Here is a 25,817-nt window from a genome sequence, read left to right on the forward strand (position 1 = left end):
GCGATCACCGGCGTCTCGATCACCAACAACCACATCGAGAAGGGCTATTACGGCTACTACAACATCGAGAATTCCAACCCGACGGTCTCCGGCAACACCGAATATCCTCAGGGTGGCGCGCCCGAGCCGGGTGACGGGACGGTTTCGCCCACGCCGGAGCCGGAGCCCACGCCGACCCCGGATACGACAGTCTACAACGGCACCGCCGGCAATGACGTCATGCCGCGTTCCGGCCAGGCCAACGGCGGCAGCGAGACCCTGAACGGCCGCGACGGCAACGACACGCTCAAGGGCGGCGCCGGTGCCGACCATCTGAACGGCGGCGAAGGACGCGACACGGCGACCTATTCGGGTTCCAGCAAGGCCGTCGAGGTCAGCCTCAGGTCGGGCACCGGCGAGGGCGGCCATGCCCAGGGCGACAGGCTCTCCGGCATCGAGAACCTGACGGGCTCCAGCCACAACGACACGCTGAAAGGCAACAGCGGCAACAACGTCCTCAAGGGCGGCCTCGGCGCCGACAAGATGATGGGCGGCGGCGGCAACGACACCTATGGGGTCAACAGCGCCTGGGACAAGGTGATCGAGACCTCCGGCAACGGACACGATGTCGTCAAGGCGAGCGCCAGCTACAAGCTTGGCGGGAGCATTGAAGACCTGCGCTTGAGCGGCAATCACGACCTCAAGGGGACCGGCAACGGCAAGGCGAACGATATCGTTGGAAACAGCGGCGACAACGTCCTGTCCGGCGGCGGCGGCAGCGACGACATCAGGGGTGGTTCCGGCAACGACACGCTGACCGGCGGCACCGGCTATGACAAGCTGACCGGCGGCGGCGGCGCCGACAGGTTCGTCTTCCGTCAGGAGAGCCTGAAATCCGACCAGCCGGACCACATCACGGACTTCGCTTCGAACGACCTGATCCGTTTCGACGTCACGTCCGGCCACACGGGTGCCCTTGCCGACAGCGCCTTCCGCCTCGGCACGCACGCTGTCGACAGCAACGACCGCTTCATCTTCGACAAGAAGAGCGATGCGCTCTACTACGACCGGGACGGCAGCGGATCCGCGGCGCAGGTCAAGGTCGCCACCTTCGACAACGGCCATACGGTCTCTGCCGACGACATCTGGCTGTTCTGACGACGAAACGATTGCTTTCGGCTGAACGCCGATAGCATCGACAAGGCTTGCAGCGCGCCGGGGGCAACCCCGGCGCGCTTTGCTTTTTGGCGAGGCGGCGAAGGACGATGGCCGCCGTCGACAGGCTACCCCGCCGCCCGTGCGCCGGTGGTGGCGCGGCCTCCAGTGGGGTCACTCCTTCGAGCGAGGCGGCTAATCGCAGCCGCGAATACTGAGCATCTACCCCTGTCCGGATACACCTTTAGAGGAAACGACTACCGCGTTTTGTTTCCTTTACTCCCAGCCTGAAAAGAACTCTGCTGATCCGCAGAAGAACTTTGCCGTGGGCCGTGTCGCACATCGGTTCCGGTGCGCAGATGTTCTTGGGCTTTGGCGGGAACGGGGATCGATACGGAATGATCGCACCTTCAGTGACCCTCGGCGAGGGGGTCGTCATTCACCATCCCGATCTCGTCAATCTCTACGGCTGCACGATCGGGGCCGGCAGCCGCATCGGCACTTTCGTCGAGATCCAGAAGGGCGCTGCCATCGGCCGCGACTGCAAGATTTCCAGCCACTCCTTCATCTGCGAAGGCGTGACCATCGAGGACGGCGTCTTCATCGGTCACGGCGTGATGTTCACCAACGACATGCACCCCCGCGCCGTCAATCCGGACGGCAGCCTGCAGACCGACAGCGACTGGGAGCTCCTTCCCACCCGCGTCGGACACCGGGCCTCGATCGGCAGCAACGCCACCATCCTGCCGGGGATCGTGATCGGCGAGGGCGCTCAGGTCGGCGCAGGCGCCGTGGTGACCAAGGACGTGCCCCCTCATGCAATCGTCGCCGGGGTTCCGGCGCGTGTCATCGGCCGCGTCGCGGACGCGCCTTACGAGATCCGCTCTTCCGGGAGAAAATGATGATCGGCATCGCTGTAGTCGGCTACGGATACTGGGGCCCGAACCTGGTCCGCAACATCGCCGAAATCCCCAATGCGCGGGTGGTCTATGTCTGCGATCTCGCCAAGGAGCGGCTCGCGGGCGTCAAGCTGCGCTATCCGACGATCGAGATCACCGACGACTTCGAGGAGATCCTGCGCGATCCGCGGGTCGACGCGGTGGCGATCGCCACCCCGGTCTCGACCCACTACCCGCTCGCCATGAAGGCGATGATGGCGGGCAAGCACGTCTTCGTCGAAAAGCCGATGGCTGCGACGGGCGACGAGGCGCGGCGGATGGTGGAGGAGGCGGCCCGGCGCAAGCTCGTGCTGGCGGTCGACCACACCTTCATCCACACCGGCGCCGTCCGCAAGATGCGCGAGATCGTCGAGAACGGCCTCGGCGACATCTACTACTACGACAGCGTCCGGGTGAACCTCGGCCTGTTCCAGCACGACGTCAGCGTCATCTGGGATCTCGCCGTGCACGACCTGTCGATCATGGACTACGTGCTGCCGGAGAAGCCGGTCGCCGTCAGCGCGACGGGCATGAGCCATGTCGCCGGCGAGCCGGAGAACATCGCCTATCTGACGCTCTTCTTCGAAAGCAAGCTGATCGCGCACATCCACGTCAACTGGCTGGCACCGGTCAAGGTCCGGCGGACCCTCGTCGGCGGCAGCGGCAAGATGATCGTCTATGACGACCTCGAGGCCAGCGAGAAGATCAAGGTCTACGACAAGGGCATCACGCTGAACGGCAATCCGCAGAAGAACGGCGAGAAGGTCTACCAGATGCTGGTCGGCTACCGCACCGGCGACATGTACGCCCCGCAGCTCGACATGACCGAGGCGCTCGGACGCGAACTCAGGCAGTTCGTCGAATGCGTCGAGACCAACGGCCTGCCGGAGGCCGACGGCCTCGCCGGCCTGCGCGTCGTGCGCATCCTGGAAGCCGCCACCCAGTCGCTCGCCCAGCGCGGCCGCGTCATCGAACTCGAGCAGCAGAGGCGCATTGCATGATCCCGTTTCTCGACCTGAAGGCCCAGTACGCCTCGCTGAAGAGCGAGATCGACGCGGCAGTTCTCGGCGTGCTGGCCTCGGCCCAGTATGTGCTGGGCGAGGAGGTCGCCCAGTTCGAGCGGGAGTTCGCCGCCTATTGCGGCACGAAGCACGCGATCGCCGTCAACACCGGCACCAGCGCGCTGCACCTCGCCTTGCTCGCAGCCGGTGTCGGCCCCGGCGACGAGGTGATCACCGTTCCCTTCACCTTCGTCGCCACCGCGTCCGCGATCTGCTACGTCGGTGCGACGCCGGTCTTCGTCGATGTCGAGCCGGTGACGCTGACCATGGATCCGCAGCAGCTCGAGGCGGCGATCACGCCGCGCACGAAGGCGATCCTGCCGGTTCATCTCTATGGTCAGATGGCCGATCTCGACGCAATCAAGTCGATCGCCGACCGGCATGCCATCCCGGTGATCGAGGATGCCTGCCAGGCGCATGGCGCGGAAGACAAGGGGCGCCGTGCGGGTAGCATCGGCGTCTCCGGCTGCTTCAGCTTCTATCCCGGCAAGAACCTCGGCGCCTGCGGCGAAGGCGGGATCGTCGTCACCAATGACGACGATCATGCCAGGACGATCCGCATGCTGCGCGACTGGGGCCAGGAGCAGCGCTATCACCACGCCCTGAAGGGCTTCAACTACCGCATGGACGGCATCCAGGGCGCGATCCTGCGGGTCAAGCTCCGCCATCTCGAAGACTGGACCGAGGCGCGCCGCGCCCATGCGAAGCGCTATTCCAGCCTGCTGAAGGGGTCGCCGGAGGTGAAGATCCCCGTCGAGATCGAGGGCCGCCGGCACGTCTATCACGTCTATGCCGTGCGCTGCCGCGACCGCGACGCGCTGCAGCGTCACCTGCAGGCGGAGGGCGTCCAGACGGGGCTGCACTATCCCATTCCGGTGCACCTGCAGAAGGCCCATGCCGACCTCGGCTACAAGGCGGGCGACTTCCCGGTCTCCGAGGCCGCCGCGCGCACCGTGCTGTCGCTGCCGATCTATCCGGAGATGACGGTGGGGCAGGTCGAGCAGGTGGTGGCCGCGATGGAGCAGGATGCCTATGTCGGTTGAACAGCTCGCCGCCCGCATCGTCCCTTCGGTCCACGGCCGCCGCGAGGCGCCGGCCGATCCGGACCATCAGCGTGCGCTGGTCGAGGAACTGAAGCAGGCCTATACGCCCGCGGGCCTCGTCGAGCTCTACGGGCGCTTTGCCATGGGCGACGGCTTCCTCGACGCGATGATGCGCAAGCTGATCCTGAAGGCGCTGGCCCGCAGTTCCGGCTCCGGGCTGCAGGTCGGCAGCGGCGTCGGCTTCAAGCATGCCGAGACCTTCGAGATCGGCAGCGGCGTGTTCATCGGCGCCCAGGCCTACATCCAGGGCCGCTTCGACGGGAACTGCCGCATCGGCGACAACGTCTGGATCGGCCCGCAGGCCTATTTTGACGCGCGCAACCTGGTGCTGGAGGATCACGTCGGCTGGGGCCCGGGTGCGAAGGTGCTCGGCTCGAGCCATACCGCGATCCCCGTCGACGTGCCGATCATCCGCACCGATCTGGAGATCAAGCCCGTCAGGGTCGGCGCCTGGGCCGACATCGGTACCAATGCCACGATCCTTCCCGGGGTCACGATCGGCAAGGGCGCCATCGTCGGCGCCGGTGCTGTCGTCACCGCGGACGTCGAGCCCTTCTCGGTCGTTGCCGGCGTGCCGGCGAAATTCATCCGGTGGCGGCAGGAGCCAACGCCGGACCTCCCCTCGTGAACGGTGGATTGGTCATGAAGAACAAGCGGATTTTGATCACCGGCGGCGCGGGCCTGATCGGCTCGCATATTGCCGACCTCGTCGCGCTGGAGGAGCCGCGCGAGATCCTCGTGCTCGACAATTTCGTCCGCGGGCGCCGCGAGAACCTGGAGGCGGCGATCGCTGCCGCCCCGGTCACGATCGTCGAGGGCGACATCCGCGACCGCAAGCTGCTGGCCGAGATGTTCGAAGGCGTGGATATCGTCTTCCACCAGGCCGCGATCCGCATCACCCAGTGCGCCGAGGAGCCGCGGCTCGCATTCGACGTGCTGGCCGGCGGCACGTTCGACGTGATCGAGGCCGCGGTGAGCGCCAAGGTTTCCAAGGTCGTCGCCGCCTCGTCGGCGTCGGTGCTGGGACTGGCCGAGAGCTTCCCGACGACCGAGGACCACCATCCCTACAACAACCGCACGATCTATGGCGCCGCCAAGGTGTTCAACGAGGCGCTGCTGCGCAGCTTTGCCGAGATGTACGGCCTCAACTACGTGGCTCTTCGCTATTTCAACGTCTACGGCCCGCGCATGGATGCCTACGGCGTCTATACCGAGGTGATGATCCGCTGGATGGAGCGGATCGCCGCCGGCCTGCCGCCGATCATCTTCGGCGATGGCCTGCAGACGATGGACTTCGTCAACGCCCGCGACATCGCCCGCGCCAACATGCTGGCCGCCAAGTCCGGGGTGACCGACGAGATCTTCAACGTCGCGAGCGGCACCGAGACGAGCCTGCTCGAGCTCGCGCAGATGCTGGTGCGGATCATGGATTCGTCGCTGGAGCCGCAGTTCCAGCCGGCCCGCAAGGTGAACGCGGTCACCCGCCGCCTGGCCGACACCAGCAAGGCGAAGCGCCTGCTCGGCTTCGAGACGGAGATCTCGCTGGAGGACGGTCTGCGTGAACTCGTCGCCTGGTGGCGCAGCGAGGTCGAGCGGGCAAAGGGCGAGGCAGCGTGATGGCCATGATCCCCGTCGCAAAACCGATGCTGGACGAGCGCGAGGTCGAGGCGGTCCGGCGTGTCGTCCTGTCCGGCTGGGTCACCCAGGGTCCGGAGGTCGCAGCCTTCGAGAGCGAGTTCGCAGCCTTCGTCGGCGCGGAGCATGCCTGCGCGGTGTCGAACTGCACGACCGCGCTGCATCTGGCGCTGAAGGCCGTCGGCGTCGGGCCGGGTGACGAGGTCGTCACCGTCAGCCATTCCTTCATCGCCACCGCCAACGCCGTGCGTTACTGCGGTGCCGTGCCGGTCTTCGTCGATATCGAGGAAGGCGGCTTCAACATCGATCCGGCCAGGATCGAGGCGGCGATCACGCCGAGGACGATGGCGATCCTGTGCGTCCACCAGCTCGGAATGCCCTGCGACCTCGAGACGATCGTGGCGATCGGCAAAAAGCATTCCATCCCCGTCGTCGAGGACGCGGCCTGTGCGTCGGGCAGCGAGATCCTCTGGCAGGGCAATTGGGAGAAGATCGGCAAGCCGCATGGCGACGTCGCCTGCTTCTCCTTCCACCCGCGCAAGCTCCTGACCACGGGTGACGGCGGCATGCTGACGACGGCCAATGCCGAATACGATGCCAAGTTCCGCCTCTGGCGGCAGCATGGCATGAGCGTCACCGACGCGGTCCGCCATGGTTCCAAGCAGGTGATCTTCGAGCGCTATCCCGAGCTCGGCTACAACTACCGCATGACCGACATGCAGGCGGCGATCGGCCGGATCCAGCTCGAACGGCTTCCGGAGCTGATCGCGGCGCGCCGGCGGCTGGCGGAGCTCTATCGCCGGGGCCTGGAGACCGTCCCGGGCGTGGAGCCCCCCTCCGAGCCGTCCTGGGCGCGCACCAACTGGCAGAGCTACTGCGTGCGCCTCATAGACGACGGGCTGGACCAGCTGGAGGTCATGCAGCGGCTGCTCGATCGCGGCGTCTCCACCCGGCGCGGCATCATGAACAGCCATCGCGAGCCCGCCTATGCCGACGCCTCGACGCATCACGTTTCCGGCAGCCTCGCCAACAGCGAGGCGGCGCAGGAGCGGTGCATCATCCTGCCGCTGTTTGCGCAGATGACGGAGGCGGACGTGGCGACGGTGATCGACGAACTGCGCGAAGCCTGCCGGCTGTCGCCGCGGCAGCGCCCGGTGGCGGCGGCCGAATAGGGCAAGCTGCCCGGCGAGGCAGCGCGGGGGAGGTTGTCTGCGGCATGCTCGCCGATGCCGTCCCTTGCAGGCCGGTACAGGCATTTCGACGAACGGAAGCCCCGGGGATCCTGTCGGTTCCCGGGGCTTCTGTCGTTGCGGGAGGCTTCTCAGCCGAGCCTGGACGCCAGGGCGCGGATCGGTGCCGGCAGCGAATCCGGCGGCAGGAGGCTGAGCAGGCGACGCAGCGCGTGGAGGCCGAGGATCAGCGTCACGAGCGTCCCCACCGCCATCGCCTGCCAGGCCGGCAGGTAGCGGTCGGTGCAGAAGACGAAGCCGGCGGCAGTGATGAAGAGGGCGCCCGTCCTGACATTGGCGGCCGACCAGCGGAACTGCGTCAGGCGCCTTGCGATGGCATAGACCATGAAGCCGTGCCAGACATACAGGCCGAGGAAGGCGACGGCCGCGCCGGTCGCCCCGAAACGGGGTACCAGGATCAGGGCCAGCACGACGTTCATCCCGTGCGAGACCACCTCGGACCAGAGGAAGATCACCTGCCGGCCCTTGGCGATGATCACATAGCCGAGCGGCCAGGACACGATGCGCAAGAGCACGCCGAGGCAGATCCAGCGCAGGATGTCCGCAGCCGGATAGAACGCCGGCGAGTAGAACAGCCATATCGCGACCGGCGCGAAGGTCAGCGTTGCCAGCACGCCGGGCCCCCCGAGCAGCAGGCTGATCTGCGTCTGCTCGTTCACCAGGCGGTTCGCTGCCTGGTGATCGCCTGCGGCGGCGGTCAGCCGCGGATAGAAGTCCGCCCCCATCGCCTGCAGGATGAAGCCGGCATAGAGGCCGCCCAGCGCCCAAGCCGCCTGATACTGGCCGGCGGCGGCGACGCCGCCCTCCCAGGTCACGAGCAGCCTGACGACGTAGGCGGCGCCGAAGCCGAGGATCGCGCTCAGCATGAAGGCGAAGCCGAGCTTCAGGAGCGGTGCCACTTCCTCCGCCAGCTGGGCGGTCGACATCGGCGCCCGGCTGATCCGCAGGCGCCGGCCATACCACCAGCAGATCGCCAGCAGCGCCGCAGCGCTGGCGACGATCGAGGGTGCAATGGCGGCCGGTCCGAAGACGAAAACGAGCGCGACCGTGATGGCCGTGGTGGCGAGACCGGAGAGGATCTGGATGCGGGCGAGGCTGGCGATGTCGCGCATGCCCTGCGTCAATGCGATCTGCCCGCCGGCCACGAGTTGCAGGAAGATCGCCAGCGACAGCAGCGCCACGCCGAGCGTGTGCTGGTCGTCGCCGAAGGTGAAGCTGGCGATCGGCGCGGCGAGCGCCGCGAGCAGGACGGCACCGAGCAGGCCGAGGACGATCGAGGTCCGCTTCAGCGCCGCCGCCGTGCGGGCGATCCGGTCGGTGTCGCCGGTGCCGGTGGATTCGGCGATCTGGCGCACGCCGCTGGATTGCACGCCGAAGCCCGCAAGCGCCTGGGCCAGATCGACGATCGACATGTAGAGGCTCAACTGCCCGACGCCCGCGGGGCCGAGCAGGACGGCGAGTGCCTTGGTCCTGACGATCGAGAACAGCACGTTGATGGCCGACGATCCGCCGATCATCGCCATCGACCTGAGGATATGGAAATAGGACTGCTTCTCTACGTGCGGCGTACTCATTGCCATCGGTCCATGCAAACGCCCTCAAGGCGCCCGTCCCCCTGTCTCGTCAATCCTGCTGCAGCACGCGGCGGACAACCGCCGCGGTGCTCTCCTGCCAGGGCGGCGCGCGCCAGCCGAATGTCCGCTCGAATTTTCCGCAGCAGAGCCGCGAGTTCAGCGGCCGCCGCGCCCGCGTCGGGTATTCCGCCGAGGCAATGTCGTGGACCTCGGCGCAAGGGCCGCCGGCCGCCGCGCTGGAGGCGAAGATCGCCCGGGCGAAGTTGGCCCAGTTCGTGTCGCCGCTGCCGGCCACATGATAGATCCCCGACCGTTCCCTTGCGGGATGCGTCGCGACCAGAAGGATGGCTTCTGCGAGGTCCAGCGCGCTGGTCGGGTTTCCCCACTGGTCGGCAACGACGGAAATGGCCGGGCGCTCGCCCGCAAGCCGCAGCATGGTCTTGACGAAGTTCGCGCCGAAGGGACTGTAGACCCAGCTCGTCCTCAGGATGATGTGGCGCGGGTTGACGCTCGCCACAGCGTGCTCGCCGCGCAGCTTCGTATAACCGTACACCGTTTTCGGCTCCGTATCGTCGTCTTCCGAATAGGGCCGTGCCGCATCGCCCGAAAAAACGTAGTCGGTGGAGATGTGGATCACCGGGATCCGCAGGGTCGCGGCCGTCTCCGCGACGGCAGCGGCGCCGATGACGTTCACCGCATAGGCAAGGTCCTGCTCGTCCTCCGCCCGGTCGACGGCCGTATAGGCGGCGGCCGAAACCACGAGGTCGGGCCGCACCGCAAGGATTTCCCGCTGGATGGAGGCCGGGTCCGAAAGGTCGATCGCCGGCCGTCCGGCCGCCACGAGATCGATCCCGGGCATGGCCGCTGCGGCCTCCGCGAGGCTCGTCGCCAGCTGTCCATGCGTTCCCGTCACCAGGATCTTCATTATCCTGCAGCCAGTCTGCCGAGGCGGTCGCCGGCATAGGTGCCCTCGCGGATCGGCCGCCACCACCAGTCGTTGCCGAGATACCAGTCGACCGTGCGCGCGAGCCCGCTCGCAAAAGTCTCCTGTGGCGCCCAGCCGAGTTCGCGCTCGATCTTGGAGGTGTCCATGGCATAGCGCCGGTCATGGCCCGGCCGGTCGGCGACGAAGGCGATCAGTTCACGGTAGCTCTTGCCGTTCCGCCGCGGCTGCCGCCTGTCGAGGGCGTCGCAGATCGCTTGCACGACCGCGAGATTGGTCAGTTCGGCGCCGCCGCCGATGTTGTAGCTCTGCCCGATCCGGCCACGGGCGGCGACGAGCGCCAGCGCGCGGGCATGGTCCTCGACATAGAGCCAGTCGCGGACGTTCGCTCCCGTGCCGTAGATCGGCAGCGGCTTCTCGTCGAGCGCGTTCAGGATGACGAGCGGGATGAGCTTTTCCGGGAAGTGGAAGGGCCCGTAGTTGTTCGAGCAGTTGGTGAGGACGACCGGCAGGCCGAACGTATGGTGCCAGGCGCGCACGAGGTGGTCGGACGCGGCCTTGGAGGCGGAATAGGGTGAGGACGGCGCGTAGGGGGTGGCTTCGTGGAAGCTGCTGTCGTCGAAGGGAAGGTCGCCGAAGACCTCGTCCGTCGAGACGTGATGGAAGCGGAAGCTGTCCGCCGCCGGCGCCGGCAGGCCGCGCCAGTATTTCAGCACCGCCTGCAGCAGCCGGTAGGTGCCGACGATGTTGGTCTCGACGAAGGAGCCCGGCCCGTCGATCGAGCGGTCGACATGGGTCTCGGCAGCGAGGTGGATGACGCAGTCGATCGCCTCGGTCCGCAGCACCTCGCCGATCACAGCCTCGTCGCAGATGTCGGCGCGGACGAACCGGTAGTTGGGCTGGCCCGAGATCGAGGACAGCGAGGCCAGGTTGCCGGCATAGGTCAGCTTGTCGACGTTGACCACCCGGTTTGCAGGATCGGCGGCGAGGTGGCGGCAGAGGGCCGAACCGATGAAACCGGCGCCGCCGGTGACGAGTATGTTCATGGCGCGGTTCCCCCTGTTGGCCCGAAGACGTCCGCCTGTGCCAGGCGAGGTGCATTGCGGTCCTTGTCCGAAAGCTGGAATTGCGAGGCGGCGATCGGCCAGATGATGCCGATCTGCGGATCGTCGTAGCGGATGGAGCGGTCGTGCGCCGGCGAATAGGGATTGGTGACCTTGTAGATCACCTCGGTGTCCGGCTCGAGCGTGACGAAGCCGTGCGCGAAGCCCTTCGGCACCAGCAATTGGTTCCAGTCCGCCGCCGAGAGCCGCACCGCGCACCACCGGGCAAATGTCGGCGAGCCCTTGCGGATGTCCACGGCGACGTCGAAGATCGCCCCCCGGATCACGCGGACGAGCTTGTCCTGCGCAAAGGGCGGCAGCTGGTAGTGGAGCCCGCGAAGGACGCCGCGCGCGGCGGAATAGGAATGATTGTCCTGCACGAAATCGAGCGCGATGCCGGCGTCTGCGAAGGCTTGTGCGTTCCAGGTCTCGGAAAAGAAGCCGCGCGCGTCGCCGAACTTGCGCGGCCGTATCTCCAGCACGTCCTCGATCTCCAGGCGCCTGATTTCCAGCGTCATCCGGCACGTTCCTCGACGAGGCGGTTGAGGTAGGCGGCATAGGCCGTCTTGCCGAGCATGCCGGCGCGGCGGCTCACCGCCTCGACCCCGAGCCAGCCCATCTCCAGCGCGATCTCCTCGGGGCAGGCGATCTGCACGCCCTGGCGGCGTTCGACGGTGCGCACGAAGGAGGACGCGTCCTGCAGGCTGTCATAGGTCCCGGTGTCCAGCCAGGCATAGCCGCGGCCGAGCTGGCAGACATGCAGGTCGCCGCGCTCCAGGTAGATGTTGTTGACGGTGGTGATCTCCAGCTCGCCGCGGGCGGACGGCTTGATCGACTGGGCGATGTCGATGACGTCGTTGTCGTAGAAATAGAGGCCGGTGACCGCCCAGTTCGACTTCGGCTCCGCAGGCTTTTCCTCGATCGTCAGCGCCTTGCCGGTCTTGCGGTCGAAGCTGACGACGCCGTAGCGCTCCGGATCGTCGACATGGTAGGCGAACACCGAGGCGCCCTTCTTGCGCGCCGTCGCCTCGCGGCAGATGCCCGGCAGGCCGTGGCCGAAGAAGATGTTGTCGCCGAGGATCATGGCGACGTTGTCCCAGCCGATGAAGTTGCGGCCGATGATGAAGGCCTCGGCAAGGCCGTTCGGCTGCGGCTGTTCGGCGTAGGAGATGTCGAGGCCGAGATCCGACCCGTCGCCGAACAGGGCCCGGAAGCAGGGCAGGTCGCGCGGGGTGGAGATGATCAGGATCTCGCGGATGCCGGCGAGCATGAGCACGCTCAGCGGATAGTAGATCATCGGCTTGTCGTAGATCGGCAGGATCTGCTTCGACACCGCGATCGTGAGCGGATAGAGCCTCGTGCCGCTGCCCCCCGCCAGAATGATGCCTTTCATCGCGCTTGCCCCTCGTTGCCCCGTCTCATCATTGACTGGCCTGTTCCGTCGGATTTTCCGTCGCCGGCACGACGGCGGCCTCGTCCGGCGACGCCCCCGGGGCGGCCAGCCGCGTCCGCACCACGCGGACGACGTCGCCCGGCTGCACCGTCGTCGTTTCGTTTGCCGCGATCACGGCGACCTTGCCGTCGGCGCGCCGCGAGATGCTGTAGCTGGTGAGCGAGGGACTTGCCGCGCTGTCGCCGTTCGCATCGGCGCCCAGAGCGCCGGTGAGCACGTTGTTGCGGGTATCGCGACGCAGCTGCAGCTGTTTCAGCGCCCCTTTTTCCGCCTGCAACTGCGCGGTCACGTCCACCTGCCGGTTGTCGGTGAGCCCTTCGAGGTTGCGCGTCGCCTCGGAGATGTTCTGGCGGGCGCGCATGATCGCCGTGACCATGTCGAGCCGCGTCGCCTGGTATCCGCGCAGCGACCGCTCCAGGTCGGTCTGCCGCGTCGGCAGGATCACGCCGCGTTCGACCATCGGCTTGACGGTCTCGAGCTCCTTGCGGACCGATTCGATGTCCTCGTCGTTGCTGTCGATCTTCTTTTCCAGCGTGTCGATCTCCTGGCCCATCAGGTCGCGAAGCTCGACGAAGGATCGGGACTGCCGCTCCACCACGGCCGCGCGCGCGGCGAAGATCTGCTGCTCCTGCTTGTAGATGGCTGTTGCGAGCGGGTTGTCGCCATAGGGTTTCAGGTCGAAGGTGAAGTCCCTTGCGCCTGCCATCTCCGACTCGAGGCGCGCCACGCGAATGCTGCTGCGCAGGATGGAATCGTTGAGTTCGCGCAGTTCGCCCGCATATTCGACGCCGCGCGCGCCGGTGAGGCCTTCCAGCCTGAACTCGCCGCCAGCCATGGCGAGCGTCTGCAGCACGGTCAGGCCGGGGCGGAAGCGGTATTCGCCGGGCGAGGCCACGTCGCCGACCACATAGACCGGCGGATACTCGACCACCGCGATCGAGGCGTCGGGTCGTTCGACCAGCCCGATCCGGTTCTTCAGCTCTTCGGCGATCTTGGCGGCCAACTGGGCCTCGTCGAGATCGCCGACGGAGACGTTGCCGAGAACCGGAAGCGAAAGCGTGCCCTCGTCGGAAATGACGAACTCGCCGCCGAGCGCATCCCAGCGCTCGTAGGTTCCCCGCGTCGGCATCCACTGGACCACCTGCAGCCGGATGCGCGTTTGCGGCGCGAGTTTCGATGCGAGCGCCGGGGCAGGCGCAAGCGCGCCCGCCACGAGGATCGCGGCGAGGACGATCCCGGCCTTGAGGGACCTTGTGCGATGCAGAATGGCGACTGGCATATGGTTCTCCAACCCGGGAGGTGCAGATGCGCGCTCGATCAATGCTCACCGCTGCCTTCAAGACAGCTGTCCCAGTGTGCAAATTCCTGAAATATTGAGAAGGGGCAGGCGCTTGCTCGGGCTTCATCAATATTGGTGAAAGCGCATAGGCCGGGCCTACCCCCATCGCCGCTGCGTAGGCCCGGCCGGGACCGGTGCGACCTATGGGCGGTGCCGGGGATGGCGAGGTAGAAGCAAATTCGCGCCTGATGCCCAAGTTGGTGGGTAGGCTTCACCTTAGGTTAGTTCGTTTGGATGAATGCGCCTTGCCAGGCGCTTCCACATGCATTGCCCTTCGCCCCTTTTCTCAGCCCATTTGCGCCGTCGCGATCGTTCGTATCGTGCGCTAAGGTCTTGCCAATGGTGCACGATTTCGTGCGTTTCGTCGGCGGTGACGATTGCCGGCGACAAAAGCCGGGATCGGGCCGCGCGGGTGAAGGATATGGTGCTTTTGGACGGGAACGACTACGCGGAAGCCGGACCGGGCGCGGCAGGTATCAGGGGTGGGCCTGAACCACAGCGCGTGATGCTGATAGTCACGAACACGGGGAGCGTATCGAAGCGCCTGATCGAGGCGGTCGAGCGCGAGTTCCCCTGGGTTCTCGTCGAGCAGGTGGAGAGTGTCGTCGCCGGATGCCGGTCGTTTGCCCATCCGGTCGCCCTGATCCTCGTCGACGTCAGCCTGATGCACGAGGCCGAGGCCGCCGCGGCGATGCTGTCCAGGGTTCATCCGCATGCCCTGGCCGCCGTCATCGAGCCCTATGACAAGATGCAGACGACCTCCTTCTCGGCGATTGCCGATTCCGCCCTGTTCCGCAGTGTGCTGCCGATGGACATGCGGCTCGACATCTGGCTCTCGATCATCAGGCTCATGCTGTGCGGCGGCGAGTATCTGCCGCCGGGGTCGCTGGTCGGGGTGCGCGCCGGCGAGCCGGCCTCCCCGCCGCCTGCCCACAACGGCGTGCCGGTCGGTCAGCGCAAGGCGGAGAGCAGCGTGGCGGAATTGACGGCCAGGGAGCTCCAGATCCTGGAAATGGTCTCGCGTGGGCTCCAGAACAAGCTGATCGCAGCCGGTCTCGGCCTCTCCGAGCACACCGTCAAGATCCACCTGCACAACATCATCCGCAAGCTCGGCGTGCACAACAGGACGGAGGCGGCGGCCCGCTTCCGCAACGCGCGAAACAGCAACGCCGTCTTCGACTAGGCGTGTGCGCGGCCTTCGTCCGGCCAATGCAGCAACGAGCGCCATCGCCCTCGAGGAGACAGGCACGGTGCCCGCTTGTCGACGTCATCCGGCCGGCCGTCAGCTTGCCAACCGCCCGGCGCCCTGCGATCCTGCCCGGAATGGCCGCGTCAGGCTGATTCGTCAGCTCAAAATCGCGGCGGCTGCACATCCGGGGGGACGCGCATCATGAACATCAGAACCTGTTTTCTCGGCACGGCGGCCGGCCTTGTCTGGGTGTCGGCGGCCGGTGCGGCCGACGCCATCGTCGCGGCCGAGCCGGAACCGATGGACTATGTTCGCGTCTGCGATGCCTATGGCGAGGGGCATTTCTTCATCCCGGGCACCGAGATCTGCCTGAAGATCGCCGGCTATGTGCGCGGCGAAGTCTATTTCGGCGATCCGAACGGGCAGGACACCTTCCCCGGCGGCGGCGGCGATTCGCTGTTCACCCGCTCCCGCCTCGACCTGCAGCTCAGCACGTCCCAGGAGACCGACTACGGCGTGCTCGGCACGTATTTCGAGGTCGAGATCAACCGCGACGACAACACCGACGCCTATGACACGATGAAGGCCGCCTATATCGAACTCAGCGGCTTCCGCGTCGGCTTCAGCGATACGCTCTACACCGAGTTCACCGGATATGCCGGCAACGGCATCAACGACTACTATGAGGTCGACTACGGCGATTTCGGTCGCACCCAGCTCCGCTACACCTACGATACCGGCTCGGGCTTCAGCTTCGGATTTGCCGTCGAGGACAACGATCCGAGCAGCGACCGCGTCTACGACTTCGACGTGGCGGTCGACAGCTACATGCCGGATCTCGTGGCGGCGGCGGGCTATACCGCAGGCGACTTCATGATCCGCGCGGCCGGTGGATACGACGAATCGATGGAGGAGGGCGCCATCAAGGTCCGCATCGACGGCAAGGTGGGGATCGTCTCGCTCTTTGCGATGGGCGGCTGGAGCACCGATGGGGATCGGATCAACAGCTATGCGCTCTGGGACGGCGACTGGGCGGCCTGGCTGGGCGCCACGGCGGACATCTCCGAAAAGGCGCAGCTCAACGCCTCCATCAACTTCGACGACGGCGACGACATCGAAGCGGCGCTGAACGTGGTCTATACCATCGTTCCGGGACTGAGCATCACGCCGGAACTGAACTACGTCAACGACATGGACGAGAAGGCCGGACCGAAGGCCGAAAACTGGGGCGGGGTGATCCGGTTCCAGCGCGATTTCTGAGCCTGCTGCAACGAGCGCGGCAGCGCTACTTGCGCGCAAACCGCCCGATGTGCCGGGCGGTCCATTCCTCCCAGTAGTCGAGGCGCTCGCGATTGACCTTTCCGCGTGCGATGCCGGTATCGGCATCGGTCATCAGCGATCCCGGCCGATGGGCGCCGAAGGATAGCGGCTGGCGCAGCCGTCGCCATCCCCGCCATCCGAAGACGAGCTTCAACCGCGCGATATACTCGCTGTCGGCGCCCGTGCGGACATCCTCATAGTAGCCGGCGCGCGCAAGTGCCTCCTCGCGCCGGAACAGCGGCGAGGCGGGGTTGAGGCGTGTCAGCGGATAGATCTGCCGGGCATAGAACTGGCCGTGGTCGTCGACGCGGACCCAGTTGGACAGCGTGAAGAACAGCCCCTTGTCCTTCAGGAGCGGCTTGACCTGGCGGGCGATCTTTTCCGGATGCGCCCAGTCGTCGGAATCCTGGCAGGTCACGAAGACGCCCCGCGCATTGGCGAGCGCCAGGTTGCGCGCCGGATAGGGACCGCCGTTCTGGTCGCGCCGGATCAGACGGACGCGGTCGTCGCGCGCGGCCAGTGCCGCAACGACCGCAACCGTGTCGTCGGTGCTGGCGTCGTCGGCGACGAGCACCTCGATGTCCCGGTAGGTCTGGGCCAGCAGGGATTCGATCGAGCGGCCGATCCGCTCTGCGGTGTTGTAGGCCGGCATCGTCACCGTCACCAGCGGTCCGCGGATGCTGCCGGCGGCGACGCGGCTTGCCAGGTTCGAGGCCGAGATCGGCCGCTGCGGATCGAGCAGGGCGACCGGCGACAGCCCGTGGGCGGCAAGGAAATCGTTCGCGAGCGCCAGAGCCGCACTTTCGTCGCCCGTGGCATTGGCGAGCAGCAGGTGCAGGTCCGGCTCGCGCTTGCCCTCGCCGCGTCCGATGGCGGCCCTTGCCTCGCTCAGCGCCTCCTGCTGCTGCCCTCCGGCCAGAAGCAGGGCGATCCGCAGGCCGGTGCTGACCGGGGCGCCGGCGCGACAGAAGTCGACCGCCGTGTCCAGGCTGTAGGGCGCGACGGCTTCCACCGCGGCCGCAAGCTGCCTTCCGCTGAACTGTCCGCCTTCCTGCGCCTTGCGCAGCAAAGCGATCCCCGCCTCGTTCTCGCCCGAGGCGACGAGCGAGATGCCGAGCGCCAGCGCCTCCCGCCCCGAGCGCGGCTGGCGCAGCAGCGCGCTCGCCGACCTGTAGCAGCCGAGGCGATAGTAGGCCCAGGCGCGGCCCGCGCGGGTCGCCTCCGGATCCGCCTGCGACAGTGCGAGCGCTTCCGCAAACCGGTTGGTGGACAGGAGATAGTGAAATTGAAGTCGACGGAATTGCAGCACGATCCACCCGCTTGCCGAAATTCCCGAAGGAGAACAACCAGTACGGGTTTCGGCCGATCGAAGAAATTCCGCAGTAACCAATACTTTGTGGCATGGCAAGGTCGCCGGCGCCCGTGCTCCGGTCCGATCCCGCAGGAAAAAGGCCCCGCCTGGCATTTCGCAATTCCAAGTAGCAGGGCTGGTTGCATCCCCTGTTGACAAGGATCGTGGCGATGCGGCACCGATCGTCCATCATCAAGCGACCTATCCCGACGGCCAAGCCATGTCCAAGACCACTCGCGCCACCCAGGCTCTGCAAAAGGCGGGCGTTCCCTTCACGGTCCATACCTACGGCTACGACCCCTCCGCCGAGAAGGTCGGCCTGCAGGCGGCCGAGGCGCTGGGCGAGGTGCCGGACCGCGTGCTGAAGACGCTGATGGCGGAGGTGGACGGCAAGCCCGTCTGCGTCGTCGTGCCGTCCAACTGCGAGGTCAGCATGAAGAAGCTTGCCGCGGCCTTCGGGGGCAAGTCGGCGAGCATGATGAAGCCGGCCGACGCCGAGCGCCTGACGGGATATCATGTCGGCGGCATCAGCCCGTTCGGGCAGCGCAAGGCGGTTCCGACGGCGATCGAGGAGACCGCACTCGGGCATGAACGCGTCTACATCAATGGCGGGCAGCGGGGCCTGCAGGTCCGCCTTTCCCCGGAGGACGCCCGCAAGGCGCTTTCCGCCGTGGGCGCTTCCGTCGTCGCCTGAGAGGCTGAGACAGGGCGAGCAGGCAGGAAGGCGGGCGACTTATTTGCCTCCGCCTGTCGTCGTCGATCTTCTGTTTTCCGCCATTCCGTCCTAAGTAGAAGGCAACGCAATCGAAGACAGCAGGGTAGAGCGATGAACGCACCGCTTCGTACAGCAACCACGCCCGTCGATCCCGTCAAGCTCGATAGGCTCGCCGAAGTGGCCGTCAGGGTCGGCCTGCAATTGCAGAGGGGCCAGGATCTCGTGATGACGGCGCCGATCGCGGCACTTCCGCTGGTCCGCCTGATCACCAAGCACGCCTACATGGCCGGCGCCGGCCTCGTCAGCACCTTCTATGCCGATGAGGATGCCACGCTTGCCCGCTATCGCCATGCCCCCGACGAGAGCTTCGACCGGGCCACCGACTGGCTCTACGAGGGCATGGCGAAGGCCTATGCCGCCGGCGCCGCCAGGCTTGCGATCGCCGGCGACAATCCGATGCTTCTTTCCGGCGAGGATCCGGCCAAGGTCGCCCGCGCCAACAAGGCGAATTCGATCGCCTACAAGCCCGCGCTCGAAAAGATCGCCAACTTCGACATCAACTGGAACATCGTCTCCTATCCCAATCCGTCCTGGGCGAGGCAGGTGTTTCCGGACGATGCGGAGGACGTGGCGGTGGAGAAGCTGGCCAATGCGATCTTCGCGGCATCGCGCGTCGATCGCGACGATCCGGTCGGCGCCTGGAAGGCGCACAATGCCAACCTGCACAGCCGCTCGCGCTGGCTGAACGGCGAGCGCTTCGCCGCCCTGCATTTCAGGGGGCCGGGCACCGACCTGACGGTCGGGCTCGCCGACGGGCACGAGTGGCATGGCGGCGCCTCGACGGCGAAGAACGGCATCACCTGCAATCCGAACATCCCGACCGAGGAAGTGTTCACGACGCCGCATGCCTTGCGCGTCGAGGGCCACGCGTCGAGCACCAAGCCGCTGTCGCATCAGGGCACGCTGATCGACGACATCCGCGTTCGCTTCGAGGGCGGCCGCATCGTCGAGGCGCATGCCTCCAGGGGCGAAGCGGTGCTGAACAAGGTGCTCGACACGGACGAGGGCGCGCGCCGGCTCGGCGAGGTCGCGCTCGTTCCCCATTCCTCGCCGATCTCGGCGAGCGGGCTGTTGTTCTACAACACCCTCTTCGACGAGAACGCCGCCTGCCACATCGCGCTCGGCCAGTGCTACTCGAAATGCTTCCTCGACGGCGCCAGCCTTTCCGCCGACCAGATCGCGGCACAGGGGGGCAATTCGAGCTTAATCCACATCGACTGGATGATCGGCTCGGGAGAGATCGATATCGACGGGATCCGTGCCGACGGCAGCCGCATCCCGGTGATGCGCGCCGGCGAATGGGCCTGAGGCGGGCGTGGCGACGATCGGGGTCATCGGCGGCGGAGGCTGGCTTGCAGGCGCGTTGCTGACCCCTGCGCTGGAAGACGGCGTCATCCGGCCGCGCCAGTTGATCCTGTCCTCGAGGTCCGGCGAAATCGCCGGTTTCGAGGACTGGCCGGAGATCGTCACGACGAACGACAACGAGGCGCTGGTGGCGCGTGCCGATATCGTCGTCCTGTGCGTGCGCCCGCAGGACCTGGACGAGATCGACGTCGATCTGACAGACCGGCTGCTCGTTTCCGTGGTGGCCGGCGTCAGCGCGGCGGATCTTGCCGCGCGGTTCGGTGCCGCCCGCATCGTGCGCGCCATGCCCAATGCCTGCGCCGAATATCGGCTGTCGTTCACGCCCTGGTTTGCGACCGACCGCGTCACCGACGCGGATGCGGATTTCGTTTTCCGTTTCTTTTCGGCCTCGGGTCAGGCGCACGGCATCACCGAAGAGGCGCAGCTCGACTATTTCACGGCGCTGACCGGTTCCGGACCGGCCTTCCCCGCCCTCTTTGCCGACGCGATGATCCGCCATGCGATCGGTGCCGGGCTCGATCCGGAGACGGCCGATGCCGCGGTGCGCCAGCTCTTTCTCGGCGCCGGCGTGCTGATGGCGCAGTCCGAGACGCCGCCGTCCGATTTGGTCGACATCTTCCTTGAATACCGCGGCACGACCGCGGCCGGCCTGTCGGCGATGATCGAGGCCGACATCGCCTCGCCGATCTTCCGTGGGCTTTCGGCCGCCCGCCGGCGCGCCGAAGAGGGGCTGCTCTAGCATCCGGTCGGACCGCCCCGCTCCGGCCCGGTCGCATCTTCCGAACCTGATCCTTGCAGCGCGGCGAGTTGACGCAAACGGTTGACGTCCTGCATCCCGGCTTCTATTTTTAGAATAATTCTAAAAATAGGTTCAGACATGTTTTCCCGCCTCTTCCGTAGCGCCAAGCGCACCCTGGAATCGCTCAGTGAACAGGAAATTCTCGCCCTCGCCATCTCGTCCGAAGAGGACGACGGTCGCATCTATCTCGCCTATGCCGACGCGCTGCGTGAGAGTTCCCCGCATACGGCAGGCATGTTCGAGGAGATGGCGCGGGAGGAGAACGGGCATCGCCGCATGCTGATCGACATGCATGTCCGCCGCTTCGGCGACCGGATTCCCCTGGTCCGCCGCGAATTCGTCCGCGACTTTCCGGAGCGAAAGCCGGACTGGCTGATCGCCAACATGTCGGCGCAAGCCGCCCGCGCCCAGGCAGAGGCGATGGAGGAGGCCGCGCATCGCTTCTATCTCGCGGCGGCGGCACGAACGACGGATGCATCGACGCGCAGGCTTCTCGGCGACCTCGCCATTGCGGAGAAATCGCACGAGGGCAAGGCGCGGCGGATGGGCGAGGGGGAGGAGAACCGCGCGGCGATCGCCGAGGAGGACGCGGCGGGGCGCCGGCAGTTCATCCTGACCTATGTGCAGCCGGGCCTTGCCGGGCTGATGGACGGATCCGTGTCCACCCTCGCCCCGATCTTCGCCGCCGCCTTCGCCACTCAGGATACCTGGCAGACCTTCCTCGTCGGGCTTTCCGCCTCCATAGGCGCAGGGATCTCCATGGGTTTCACGGAAGCCGCCCACGACGATGGTAAGATCTCCGGGCGCGGCTCGCCGGTCAGGCGCGGCCTGTCGTCCGGCATCATGACCGCCATCGGCGGCCTCGGCCACGCGCTGCCCTACCTGATCCCGAATTTCGTCGTCGCCACCGCGATCGCCGTCGCCGTCGTCTTCGTCGAGCTGTGGGCGATCGCCTTCATCCAGAACCGTTTCATGGAGACGCCGTTCCTGCGCGCCGCCTTCCAGGTGGTTCTCGGCGGCGGACTGGTGTTTGCCTGCGGCGTGCTGATCGGGAACGCATGAAAAAAGCGGCTGAATACAGCCGCTTCCGAAACCGGTGCCGGGACGCTCCGGTTATTTTCCGACCGACGACACCATGACTGCATCGCCGTTCTCGATCGAGACCCAGCGGCCCGGATTGAAGGACGCCTGGCGCTTCAGGTAGCGATAGGGGGTTTCGGTCCACAGCTTCACGCCGTCGTCGAGATTGTCGAGGACGAAGTCGCCGTCCGTCGAGCGGATCGTCAGGACCGCGTGTCCTTCTCCGTCGGGCTTGCGCACGACGGTGATCAGCAGGTCGGCGGGATCGAAGCCGTGTTCCATCAGCTTGCGGCGCTTCAGCAGGACGAAGTCCTCGCAGTCGCCGGCGGCTTCCGGATAGGACCAGTACTCGTCCCGGCCGTAGAGGTCCTTGTCGGTCATCGGGCTGACGTCACGATTGACCTCGGCATTGATGTCCCGGACGACCGACCAGCCGAACGTCGTGACCTTCGCCGCACCGGGATCGCGCTGCGATGTCTTGCATTCCGAAGGGTTGGACCGGCAGAACTCGTAGTGCCCGATCGGCTGCGAGGTCACGCTACCCGTGCGCATCGAAAGGGACGATGCGGGGGCCGTCATGGCGACGGAAGAGGAAATGAACAGGGCTGAAAATGCCACAAAAATAGCCTTAGCACCAATCATTCGCGCCATGGGTGTCCCCTCAATCGTTAACAAAACGTTAAATTTTTAGGGGCCCGCTCGTCAATCACGATAATTCGCAATGCGACAACATGGTTAAAATGCGCCGCGTCGCGTGACCATTATGCAGCATTCACAAGGTGGGAAACCGCCTCCTTCAGCTTTTCGATGTCCTCCGGACGCGACAGGCGATGGTCGCCGTCGCGGATCAGGGTGAGCACGGCGTCGTCGCAGGCGAGGTGTTCCATCAGCCGGATGGCGTGCGTGTAGGGCACGTCCGGATCCTCCATGCCCTGCAGCACATGGATCGGGCAGCCGGTGTCGATCACCCCGTTCAGCACCCGGTTTCGGCGTCCGTCCTCGATCAGCTTCAGGGTATAGACGTTGGGGTCGGGGCCATAGGGCGTCGGCTCTTCGAAATAGCCGCGCTCGGAGAGCGAATGGCGTTCGGCATCCGTCAGGTTCGGCTCGATCAGTTCGCTGGTGAAGTCCGGCGCCGGCGCGATCAGGACCATGCCGGCGATGTCGGAGCCCTGTCCGCCCTGGCGCAGCTCCTGCGTCAGCCGCAGCGCGAGCCAGCCGCCCATCGACGAGCCGACCAGGATCATCCGCCGCATTCCGATCTGTTTGCGGGCGTGGCCGACGACGGCGAGCGCCTCCTCCAGCCAGCGCGAGATCGTGCCGTCCACGAAGGCGCCGCCGGAGGCGCCGTGGCCGGAATAGTCGAACCGGACGCAGCCGGTGCCGAGGTCGGCGGCAAGGCGCGCGAGCTCCTCGGCCTTCGTGCCGGTCATGTCCGAACGGTAGCCGCCGAGCCAGACGAGATGCGGATGGCCATTGCCCTCCCGTTCGGCGAGAAGGCGCATGGCGATCGCGCGCTGGTCGTTGCCTGTGCCGACGGCCAGCATGCCGCTCGTTTCGGTGGTGTCCCCTGAGGTCATGAAATGCTCCTGAAATGATGGCGGCGACAGCTTGCCACACCTGCCTCGACCGCCTCTGTGGCTCCGATTTACACGATTTCGCACGGGGCGGCACAGGTGGTGATTTTTTCCGCGCGACGTGGTATTGACTTCGCCTCGGCGATCGACACATTGCCCGCAAGCAGCGCACCCGCGCGATGCGGCGGTGAAAATTGCCCCGAAAAATTGGAATGCCTATCCGAAACTATTCGAGGAGAATACGACCATTCGCAGACCCTTCAAAGCGGACGCCCCGGTCAAGGACGGCCCGCGCTCAAACCGAGAAATCCGGATTCCCCGGGTTCAGCTCATCGATGCCGAAGGCGTGAACCACGGCATCGTTCCCACCGATCAGGCCCTTCGCATGGCGGAAGACGCCGGCCTCGATCTCGTGGAGATTTCCCCGAACACCGATCCGCCGGTGTGCAAGATCCTCGACCTCGGCAAGCTGAAATACGCCAACCAGAAGAAGGCGGCCGAAGCGCGCAAGAAGCAGAAGATCGTCGAGATCAAGGAAATCAAGATGCGCCCGAACATCGACACGCACGACTACGACGTGAAGATGAAGGCGATGAACCGGTTCTTCGAAGACGGCGACAAGGTCAAGGTGACGCTCAAGTTCCGCGGGCGCGAAATGGCGCACCAGGAACTCGGCATGAAGCTTCTGCTGCAGGTCAAGGAAGACACGCAGACGATCGCCAAGGTCGAGGCCGAGCCGAAGCTCGAAGGCCGCCAGATGATGATGGTGCTGGCGCCCCGCTGAGGCGCGCGACGAGACGCATGAGCCGCCCCCCGGGCGGCTTTTTGCTTTTCCGGCGCAACCGCCCGGTTTTCAGGAATCCGGTTGCGCTTTCGGGGGACTTCGGTTACAAGCCCCCGTCCGAACGGTCCGGCAGGGCATGCCGTGGCCGTTCTTTACGCTGGAGACGGGCCTCGTCAGCCGTCTCGAAACCAAGAAGAATGGAGTAGCAAAATGCCCAAGATGAAGACGAAATCGTCTGCCAAGAAGCGGTTCAAGATCACCGCGACCGGCAAGGTCCGTGCTGCCGCCGCCGGCAAGCGCCACGGCATGATCAAGCGTACCAACAAGTTCATTCGCGACGCGCGTGGAACCATGGTTCTCGCCGAGCCCGACGGCAAGAAGGTCGTCAAGAACTACCTGCCGAACGGTCTCTGAGACTTTCGGGCTATTTGGATACGTTAAGGAGATCATGACATGGCACGTGTAAAACGCGGCGTTACCGCCCACGCCAAGCACAAGAAGACCCTCAAGGCAGCCAAGGGCTTTTACGGCCGCCGCAAGAACACCATCCGCGCCGCCAAGGCTGCGGTTGACCGTTCCAAGCAGTACGCCTATCGCGACCGCAAGGTGAACAAGCGCAATTTCCGCGCTCTGTGGATCCAGCGCATCAACGCTGCCGTCCGCGAATTCGGCCTGACCTACGGCCGCTTCATCGACGGCCTGAACAAGGCCGGCATCGAAGTCGACCGCAAGGTTCTCTCAGACATGGCGATCCACGAGCCGGCAGCCTTCGGCGCCCTCGTCGAAGCTTCCAAGAAGGCGCTCGCCTACCTCAAGGACGCCGGCACGAAGAACGAGTTTGAAAGCGCGGTTCGTTAAGACCAGCGCTTCCCAAGCCTTTGTATCTAGAATTGGGAAACCCGCGCTGGCAGGGCTGGCGCGGGTTTTTCTTTGGGCCCAATGGATTTGAAACGATGTCCGATCTTGATTCCCTGAAACAGACCCTGTTGGCGGACGTCGGGGCCGCCGGCGATGAAGCGGCCATCGAGGCCGTGCGTGTCAACGCGCTCGGCAAGAAGGGCTCCGTCTCCGAGCTCTTGAAGACGCTGGGCACGATGACCCCGGAAGAGCGCCAGACGCGCGGCGCGGCGATCAACGCGCTGAAGAACGAGCTGACGGAGGCGATCACCGCCCGCAAGAGCGAACTGCGCGACGCCGCGATCGCCGCAAGGCTTGCGGCCGAGACCGTCGACGTCAGCCTCCCGGTGCGGTCCTCGCCGGCCGAGCGCGGTCGCATCCATCCGATCAGCCAGATCATCGACGAGATCACCGCCATCTTCGCCGACATGGGCTTTTCGATCGCCGAAGGTCCGGACATCGAGACCGACTACTACAATTTCACCGCGCTGAACTTCCCCGAGGGCCATCCGGCGCGCGAGATGCACGACACCTTCTTCTTCCCGCCGGATGCAAACGGCGAGCGCAAGGTGCTGCGCACCCACACCTCGCCGGTGCAGGTCCGCACCATGGAGGCGCAGAAGCCGCCGATCCGCATCATCATCCCCGGCAAGACCTACCGGCAGGATTCGGATGCGACCCACTCACCGATGTTCCACCAGGTGGAAGGCCTCGTGGTCGACAAGACCGCGAACGTCGCCAACATGCGCTGGGTGCTGGAAGAGTTCTGCAAGGCCTTCTTCGAGGTCGACGGCGTCACCATGCGTTTCCGCCCGTCCTTCTTCCCCTTCACCGAGCCCTCCTTCGAGGTCGACATCCAGTGCGACCGCTCGTCGGGACCGATCGTCAAGTTCGGCGAAGGCACCGACTGGATGGAGATCCTCGGCTGCGGCATGGTGCACCCGAACGTGCTGCGCGCTGGCGGGCTGGACCCGGACGAGTACCAGGGCTTCGCCTGGGGCATGGGGCTGGACCGCATCGCCATGCTGAAATACGGCATGCCGGACCTGCGCGACTTCTTCAACGCCGATGTCCGCTGGATGAACCACTACGGCTTCCGCCCGCTCGACGTCCCGACCCTGTTCGGCGGCCTCAGTGCTTAAGTCGC

Annotated in this window: 26 protein-coding genes; 17 read left to right on the top strand and 9 right to left on the bottom strand. The window is 65.9% G+C overall.

The window, feature by feature from the left end; translation table 11 throughout:
* From P0086_RS16745 to P0086_RS16775, 7 genes are all read left to right on the top strand, one after another.
* The coding region (locus tag P0086_RS16745) for a calcium-binding protein (RefSeq protein WP_275787555.1) at window positions 1-1,137 on the top strand (1,137 nt) is incomplete at its 5' end.
* Between the two features lie 395 nt (window positions 1,138-1,532).
* Window positions 1,533-2,036 (top strand): acyltransferase, encoded by a 504-nt coding sequence (locus P0086_RS16750; RefSeq protein ID WP_275787557.1) that lies wholly within the window; start codon window positions 1,533-1,535, stop codon window positions 2,034-2,036.
* On the top strand, window positions 2,036-3,073 hold the full coding sequence (locus P0086_RS16755; protein WP_275787561.1) for a Gfo/Idh/MocA family oxidoreductase: 1,038 nt from the start codon (window positions 2,036-2,038) through the stop codon (window positions 3,071-3,073). Before P0086_RS16750 ends, P0086_RS16755 begins: the two co-directional genes overlap by 1 nt.
* On the top strand, window positions 3,070-4,176 hold the full coding sequence (locus tag P0086_RS16760) for a DegT/DnrJ/EryC1/StrS family aminotransferase (protein WP_275787564.1): 1,107 nt from the start codon (window positions 3,070-3,072) through the stop codon (window positions 4,174-4,176). Before P0086_RS16755 ends, P0086_RS16760 begins: the two co-directional genes overlap by 4 nt.
* On the top strand, window positions 4,166-4,864 hold the full coding sequence (locus P0086_RS16765) for an acyltransferase (RefSeq protein WP_275787567.1): 699 nt from the start codon (window positions 4,166-4,168) through the stop codon (window positions 4,862-4,864). Before P0086_RS16760 ends, P0086_RS16765 begins: the two co-directional genes overlap by 11 nt.
* A 14-nt stretch (window positions 4,865-4,878) precedes the next feature.
* Complete coding sequence (locus P0086_RS16770; RefSeq protein ID WP_275787570.1) at window positions 4,879-5,853, top strand: NAD-dependent epimerase/dehydratase family protein; 975 nt, start codon at window positions 4,879-4,881, stop codon at window positions 5,851-5,853.
* The gene (locus P0086_RS16775; RefSeq protein WP_275787573.1) at window positions 5,853-7,043 is read left to right on the top strand and encodes a DegT/DnrJ/EryC1/StrS family aminotransferase; all 1,191 of its coding nucleotides are present in this window, start codon (window positions 5,853-5,855) and stop codon (window positions 7,041-7,043) included. The genes P0086_RS16770 and P0086_RS16775 overlap by 1 nt, the downstream gene beginning before the upstream one ends.
* Before the next feature lie 149 nt (window positions 7,044-7,192).
* Here P0086_RS16775 and P0086_RS16780 read toward each other — a convergent pair whose 3' ends face one another.
* Genes P0086_RS16780 through P0086_RS16805 form a run of 6 tightly spaced genes read right to left on the bottom strand, consistent with a single transcriptional unit; the run spans window position 7,193 to window position 13,473 of the window.
* On the bottom strand, window positions 7,193-8,695 hold the full coding sequence (locus tag P0086_RS16780; RefSeq protein WP_275787576.1) for an O-antigen translocase: 1,503 nt from the start codon (window positions 8,693-8,695) through the stop codon (window positions 7,193-7,195).
* Window positions 8,696-8,744: 49 nt separating this feature from the next.
* On the bottom strand, window positions 8,745-9,620 hold the full coding sequence (rfbD, locus tag P0086_RS16785; protein WP_275787578.1) for a dTDP-4-dehydrorhamnose reductase: 876 nt from the start codon (window positions 9,618-9,620) through the stop codon (window positions 8,745-8,747).
* Window positions 9,620-10,684, bottom strand: coding sequence for a dTDP-glucose 4,6-dehydratase (gene rfbB, locus P0086_RS16790; protein ID WP_275787580.1), 1,065 nt, complete (start codon window positions 10,682-10,684; stop codon window positions 9,620-9,622). Before rfbB ends, rfbD begins: the two co-directional genes overlap by 1 nt.
* Window positions 10,681-11,259, bottom strand: a complete 579-nt coding sequence (gene rfbC / locus P0086_RS16795; protein ID WP_275787583.1) for a dTDP-4-dehydrorhamnose 3,5-epimerase — start codon at window positions 11,257-11,259, stop codon at window positions 10,681-10,683. Before rfbC ends, rfbB begins: the two co-directional genes overlap by 4 nt.
* Window positions 11,256-12,134 carry a glucose-1-phosphate thymidylyltransferase RfbA gene (rfbA, locus tag P0086_RS16800; protein WP_112606333.1) on the bottom strand — a complete coding sequence of 293 codons (879 nt, stop codon included), beginning with the start codon at window positions 12,132-12,134 and terminating at the stop codon, window positions 11,256-11,258. Before rfbA ends, rfbC begins: the two co-directional genes overlap by 4 nt.
* A gap of 28 nt (window positions 12,135-12,162) precedes the next feature.
* Window positions 12,163-13,473: a polysaccharide biosynthesis/export family protein gene (locus tag P0086_RS16805; protein WP_275787586.1), complete on the bottom strand. Its 1,311-nt coding sequence runs from the start codon at window positions 13,471-13,473 to the stop codon at window positions 12,163-12,165.
* A 565-nt stretch (window positions 13,474-14,038) separates the two neighbouring features.
* Between P0086_RS16805 and P0086_RS16810 the strand changes: the two genes are divergently transcribed.
* Window positions 14,039-14,716, top strand: a complete 678-nt coding sequence (locus P0086_RS16810) for a response regulator transcription factor (RefSeq protein ID WP_275787589.1) — start codon at window positions 14,039-14,041, stop codon at window positions 14,714-14,716.
* Window positions 14,717-14,923: 207 nt separating this feature from the next.
* Window positions 14,924-15,982, top strand: coding sequence for a porin (locus P0086_RS16815; RefSeq protein WP_148179874.1), 1,059 nt, complete (start codon window positions 14,924-14,926; stop codon window positions 15,980-15,982).
* A 25-nt stretch (window positions 15,983-16,007) separates the two neighbouring features.
* Here the strand turns inward: P0086_RS16815 and P0086_RS16820 are convergent, their stop codons facing one another.
* Window positions 16,008-17,351 (bottom strand): glycosyltransferase family A protein, encoded by a 1,344-nt coding sequence (locus P0086_RS16820; RefSeq protein ID WP_162715085.1) that lies wholly within the window; start codon window positions 17,349-17,351, stop codon window positions 16,008-16,010.
* Between the two features lie 262 nt (window positions 17,352-17,613).
* Here P0086_RS16820 and ybaK point away from each other — a divergent pair, with 262 nt between their 5' ends.
* The 4 genes from ybaK (at window position 17,614) to mbfA (ending at window position 21,394) form a co-directional block, all read left to right on the top strand.
* A complete protein-coding gene (gene ybaK, locus P0086_RS16825; RefSeq protein WP_275787593.1) occupies window positions 17,614-18,087 on the top strand; it encodes a Cys-tRNA(Pro) deacylase in 474 nt (157 codons plus the stop codon).
* Between the two features lie 132 nt (window positions 18,088-18,219).
* Entirely contained in the window at window positions 18,220-19,476 is a 1,257-nt protein-coding gene (locus P0086_RS16830) for an aminopeptidase (RefSeq protein WP_275787597.1), read from the top strand.
* A 7-nt stretch (window positions 19,477-19,483) separates the two neighbouring features.
* Window positions 19,484-20,272 (top strand): pyrroline-5-carboxylate reductase dimerization domain-containing protein, encoded by a 789-nt coding sequence (locus P0086_RS16835; protein WP_275787600.1) that lies wholly within the window; start codon window positions 19,484-19,486, stop codon window positions 20,270-20,272.
* A gap of 138 nt (window positions 20,273-20,410) precedes the next feature.
* Window positions 20,411-21,394, top strand: coding sequence for an iron exporter MbfA (mbfA, locus tag P0086_RS16840; RefSeq protein WP_275787603.1), 984 nt, complete (start codon window positions 20,411-20,413; stop codon window positions 21,392-21,394).
* A gap of 51 nt (window positions 21,395-21,445) precedes the next feature.
* Here mbfA and P0086_RS16845 read toward each other — a convergent pair whose 3' ends face one another.
* Both P0086_RS16845 and P0086_RS16850 read right to left on the bottom strand, forming a co-directional pair.
* Window positions 21,446-22,063, bottom strand: coding sequence for a transglutaminase-like cysteine peptidase (locus P0086_RS16845; RefSeq protein ID WP_112594655.1), 618 nt, complete (start codon window positions 22,061-22,063; stop codon window positions 21,446-21,448).
* A gap of 110 nt (window positions 22,064-22,173) precedes the next feature.
* Window positions 22,174-22,959, bottom strand: a complete 786-nt coding sequence (locus P0086_RS16850; RefSeq protein WP_275787978.1) for an alpha/beta hydrolase — start codon at window positions 22,957-22,959, stop codon at window positions 22,174-22,176.
* A 277-nt stretch (window positions 22,960-23,236) separates the two neighbouring features.
* Here P0086_RS16850 and infC point away from each other — a divergent pair, with 277 nt between their 5' ends.
* From infC to pheS, 4 genes are all read left to right on the top strand, one after another.
* A complete protein-coding gene (gene infC, locus P0086_RS16855; RefSeq protein ID WP_112594721.1) occupies window positions 23,237-23,773 on the top strand; it encodes a translation initiation factor IF-3 in 537 nt (178 codons plus the stop codon).
* 210 nt (window positions 23,774-23,983) lie between these two features.
* Window positions 23,984-24,187, top strand: coding sequence for a 50S ribosomal protein L35 (gene rpmI, locus P0086_RS16860; protein ID WP_077962740.1), 204 nt, complete (start codon window positions 23,984-23,986; stop codon window positions 24,185-24,187).
* Window positions 24,188-24,226: 39 nt separating this feature from the next.
* Window positions 24,227-24,631, top strand: coding sequence for a 50S ribosomal protein L20 (rplT, locus tag P0086_RS16865; protein WP_112594651.1), 405 nt, complete (start codon window positions 24,227-24,229; stop codon window positions 24,629-24,631).
* 95 nt (window positions 24,632-24,726) lie between these two features.
* Entirely contained in the window at window positions 24,727-25,812 is a 1,086-nt protein-coding gene (gene pheS / locus P0086_RS16870) for a phenylalanine--tRNA ligase subunit alpha (RefSeq protein ID WP_112594649.1), read from the top strand.
* Window positions 25,813-25,817 lie beyond the last annotated feature (5 nt).

This window comes from Mycoplana sp. MJR14, from assembly GCF_029210525.1.
Taxonomy (GTDB): Bacteria; Pseudomonadota; Alphaproteobacteria; order Rhizobiales; family Rhizobiaceae; genus Mycoplana.

Excerpts from the sequence above, each read along its gene's own strand:
- P0086_RS16830 (WP_275787597.1), top strand. The coding sequence starts at position 18,220 with ATGAACGCACCGCTTCGTACAGCAACCACGCCCGTCGATCCCGTCAAG.
- ybaK (WP_275787593.1), top strand. The coding sequence starts at position 17,614 with ATGTCCAAGACCACTCGCGCCACCCAGGCTCTGCAAAAGGCGGGCGTT.
- P0086_RS16770 (WP_275787570.1), top strand. The coding sequence starts at position 4,879 with ATGAAGAACAAGCGGATTTTGATCACCGGCGGCGCGGGCCTGATCGGC.
- P0086_RS16845 (WP_112594655.1), bottom strand. The coding sequence starts at position 22,063 with ATGGCGCGAATGATTGGTGCTAAGGCTATTTTTGTGGCATTTTCAGCC.
- rfbB (WP_275787580.1), bottom strand. The coding sequence starts at position 10,684 with ATGAACATACTCGTCACCGGCGGCGCCGGTTTCATCGGTTCGGCCCTC.
- rpmI (WP_077962740.1), top strand. The coding sequence starts at position 23,984 with ATGCCCAAGATGAAGACGAAATCGTCTGCCAAGAAGCGGTTCAAGATC.
- rfbA (WP_112606333.1), bottom strand. The coding sequence starts at position 12,134 with ATGAAAGGCATCATTCTGGCGGGGGGCAGCGGCACGAGGCTCTATCCG.
- rplT (WP_112594651.1), top strand. The coding sequence starts at position 24,227 with ATGGCACGTGTAAAACGCGGCGTTACCGCCCACGCCAAGCACAAGAAG.
- P0086_RS16810 (WP_275787589.1), top strand. The coding sequence starts at position 14,039 with ATGCTGATAGTCACGAACACGGGGAGCGTATCGAAGCGCCTGATCGAG.
- P0086_RS16765 (WP_275787567.1), top strand. The coding sequence starts at position 4,166 with ATGTCGGTTGAACAGCTCGCCGCCCGCATCGTCCCTTCGGTCCACGGC.
- P0086_RS16805 (WP_275787586.1), bottom strand. The coding sequence starts at position 13,473 with ATGCCAGTCGCCATTCTGCATCGCACAAGGTCCCTCAAGGCCGGGATC.
- pheS (WP_112594649.1), top strand. The coding sequence starts at position 24,727 with ATGTCCGATCTTGATTCCCTGAAACAGACCCTGTTGGCGGACGTCGGG.
- mbfA (WP_275787603.1), top strand. The coding sequence starts at position 20,411 with ATGTTTTCCCGCCTCTTCCGTAGCGCCAAGCGCACCCTGGAATCGCTC.
- P0086_RS16775 (WP_275787573.1), top strand. The coding sequence starts at position 5,853 with ATGGCCATGATCCCCGTCGCAAAACCGATGCTGGACGAGCGCGAGGTC.
- rfbD (WP_275787578.1), bottom strand. The coding sequence starts at position 9,620 with ATGAAGATCCTGGTGACGGGAACGCATGGACAGCTGGCGACGAGCCTC.
- P0086_RS16850 (WP_275787978.1), bottom strand. The coding sequence starts at position 22,959 with ATGCTGGCCGTCGGCACAGGCAACGACCAGCGCGCGATCGCCATGCGC.
- P0086_RS16815 (WP_148179874.1), top strand. The coding sequence starts at position 14,924 with ATGAACATCAGAACCTGTTTTCTCGGCACGGCGGCCGGCCTTGTCTGG.
- P0086_RS16780 (WP_275787576.1), bottom strand. The coding sequence starts at position 8,695 with ATGAGTACGCCGCACGTAGAGAAGCAGTCCTATTTCCATATCCTCAGG.
- P0086_RS16760 (WP_275787564.1), top strand. The coding sequence starts at position 3,070 with ATGATCCCGTTTCTCGACCTGAAGGCCCAGTACGCCTCGCTGAAGAGC.
- P0086_RS16750 (WP_275787557.1), top strand. The coding sequence starts at position 1,533 with ATGATCGCACCTTCAGTGACCCTCGGCGAGGGGGTCGTCATTCACCAT.
- rfbC (WP_275787583.1), bottom strand. The coding sequence starts at position 11,259 with ATGACGCTGGAAATCAGGCGCCTGGAGATCGAGGACGTGCTGGAGATA.
- P0086_RS16755 (WP_275787561.1), top strand. The coding sequence starts at position 2,036 with ATGATCGGCATCGCTGTAGTCGGCTACGGATACTGGGGCCCGAACCTG.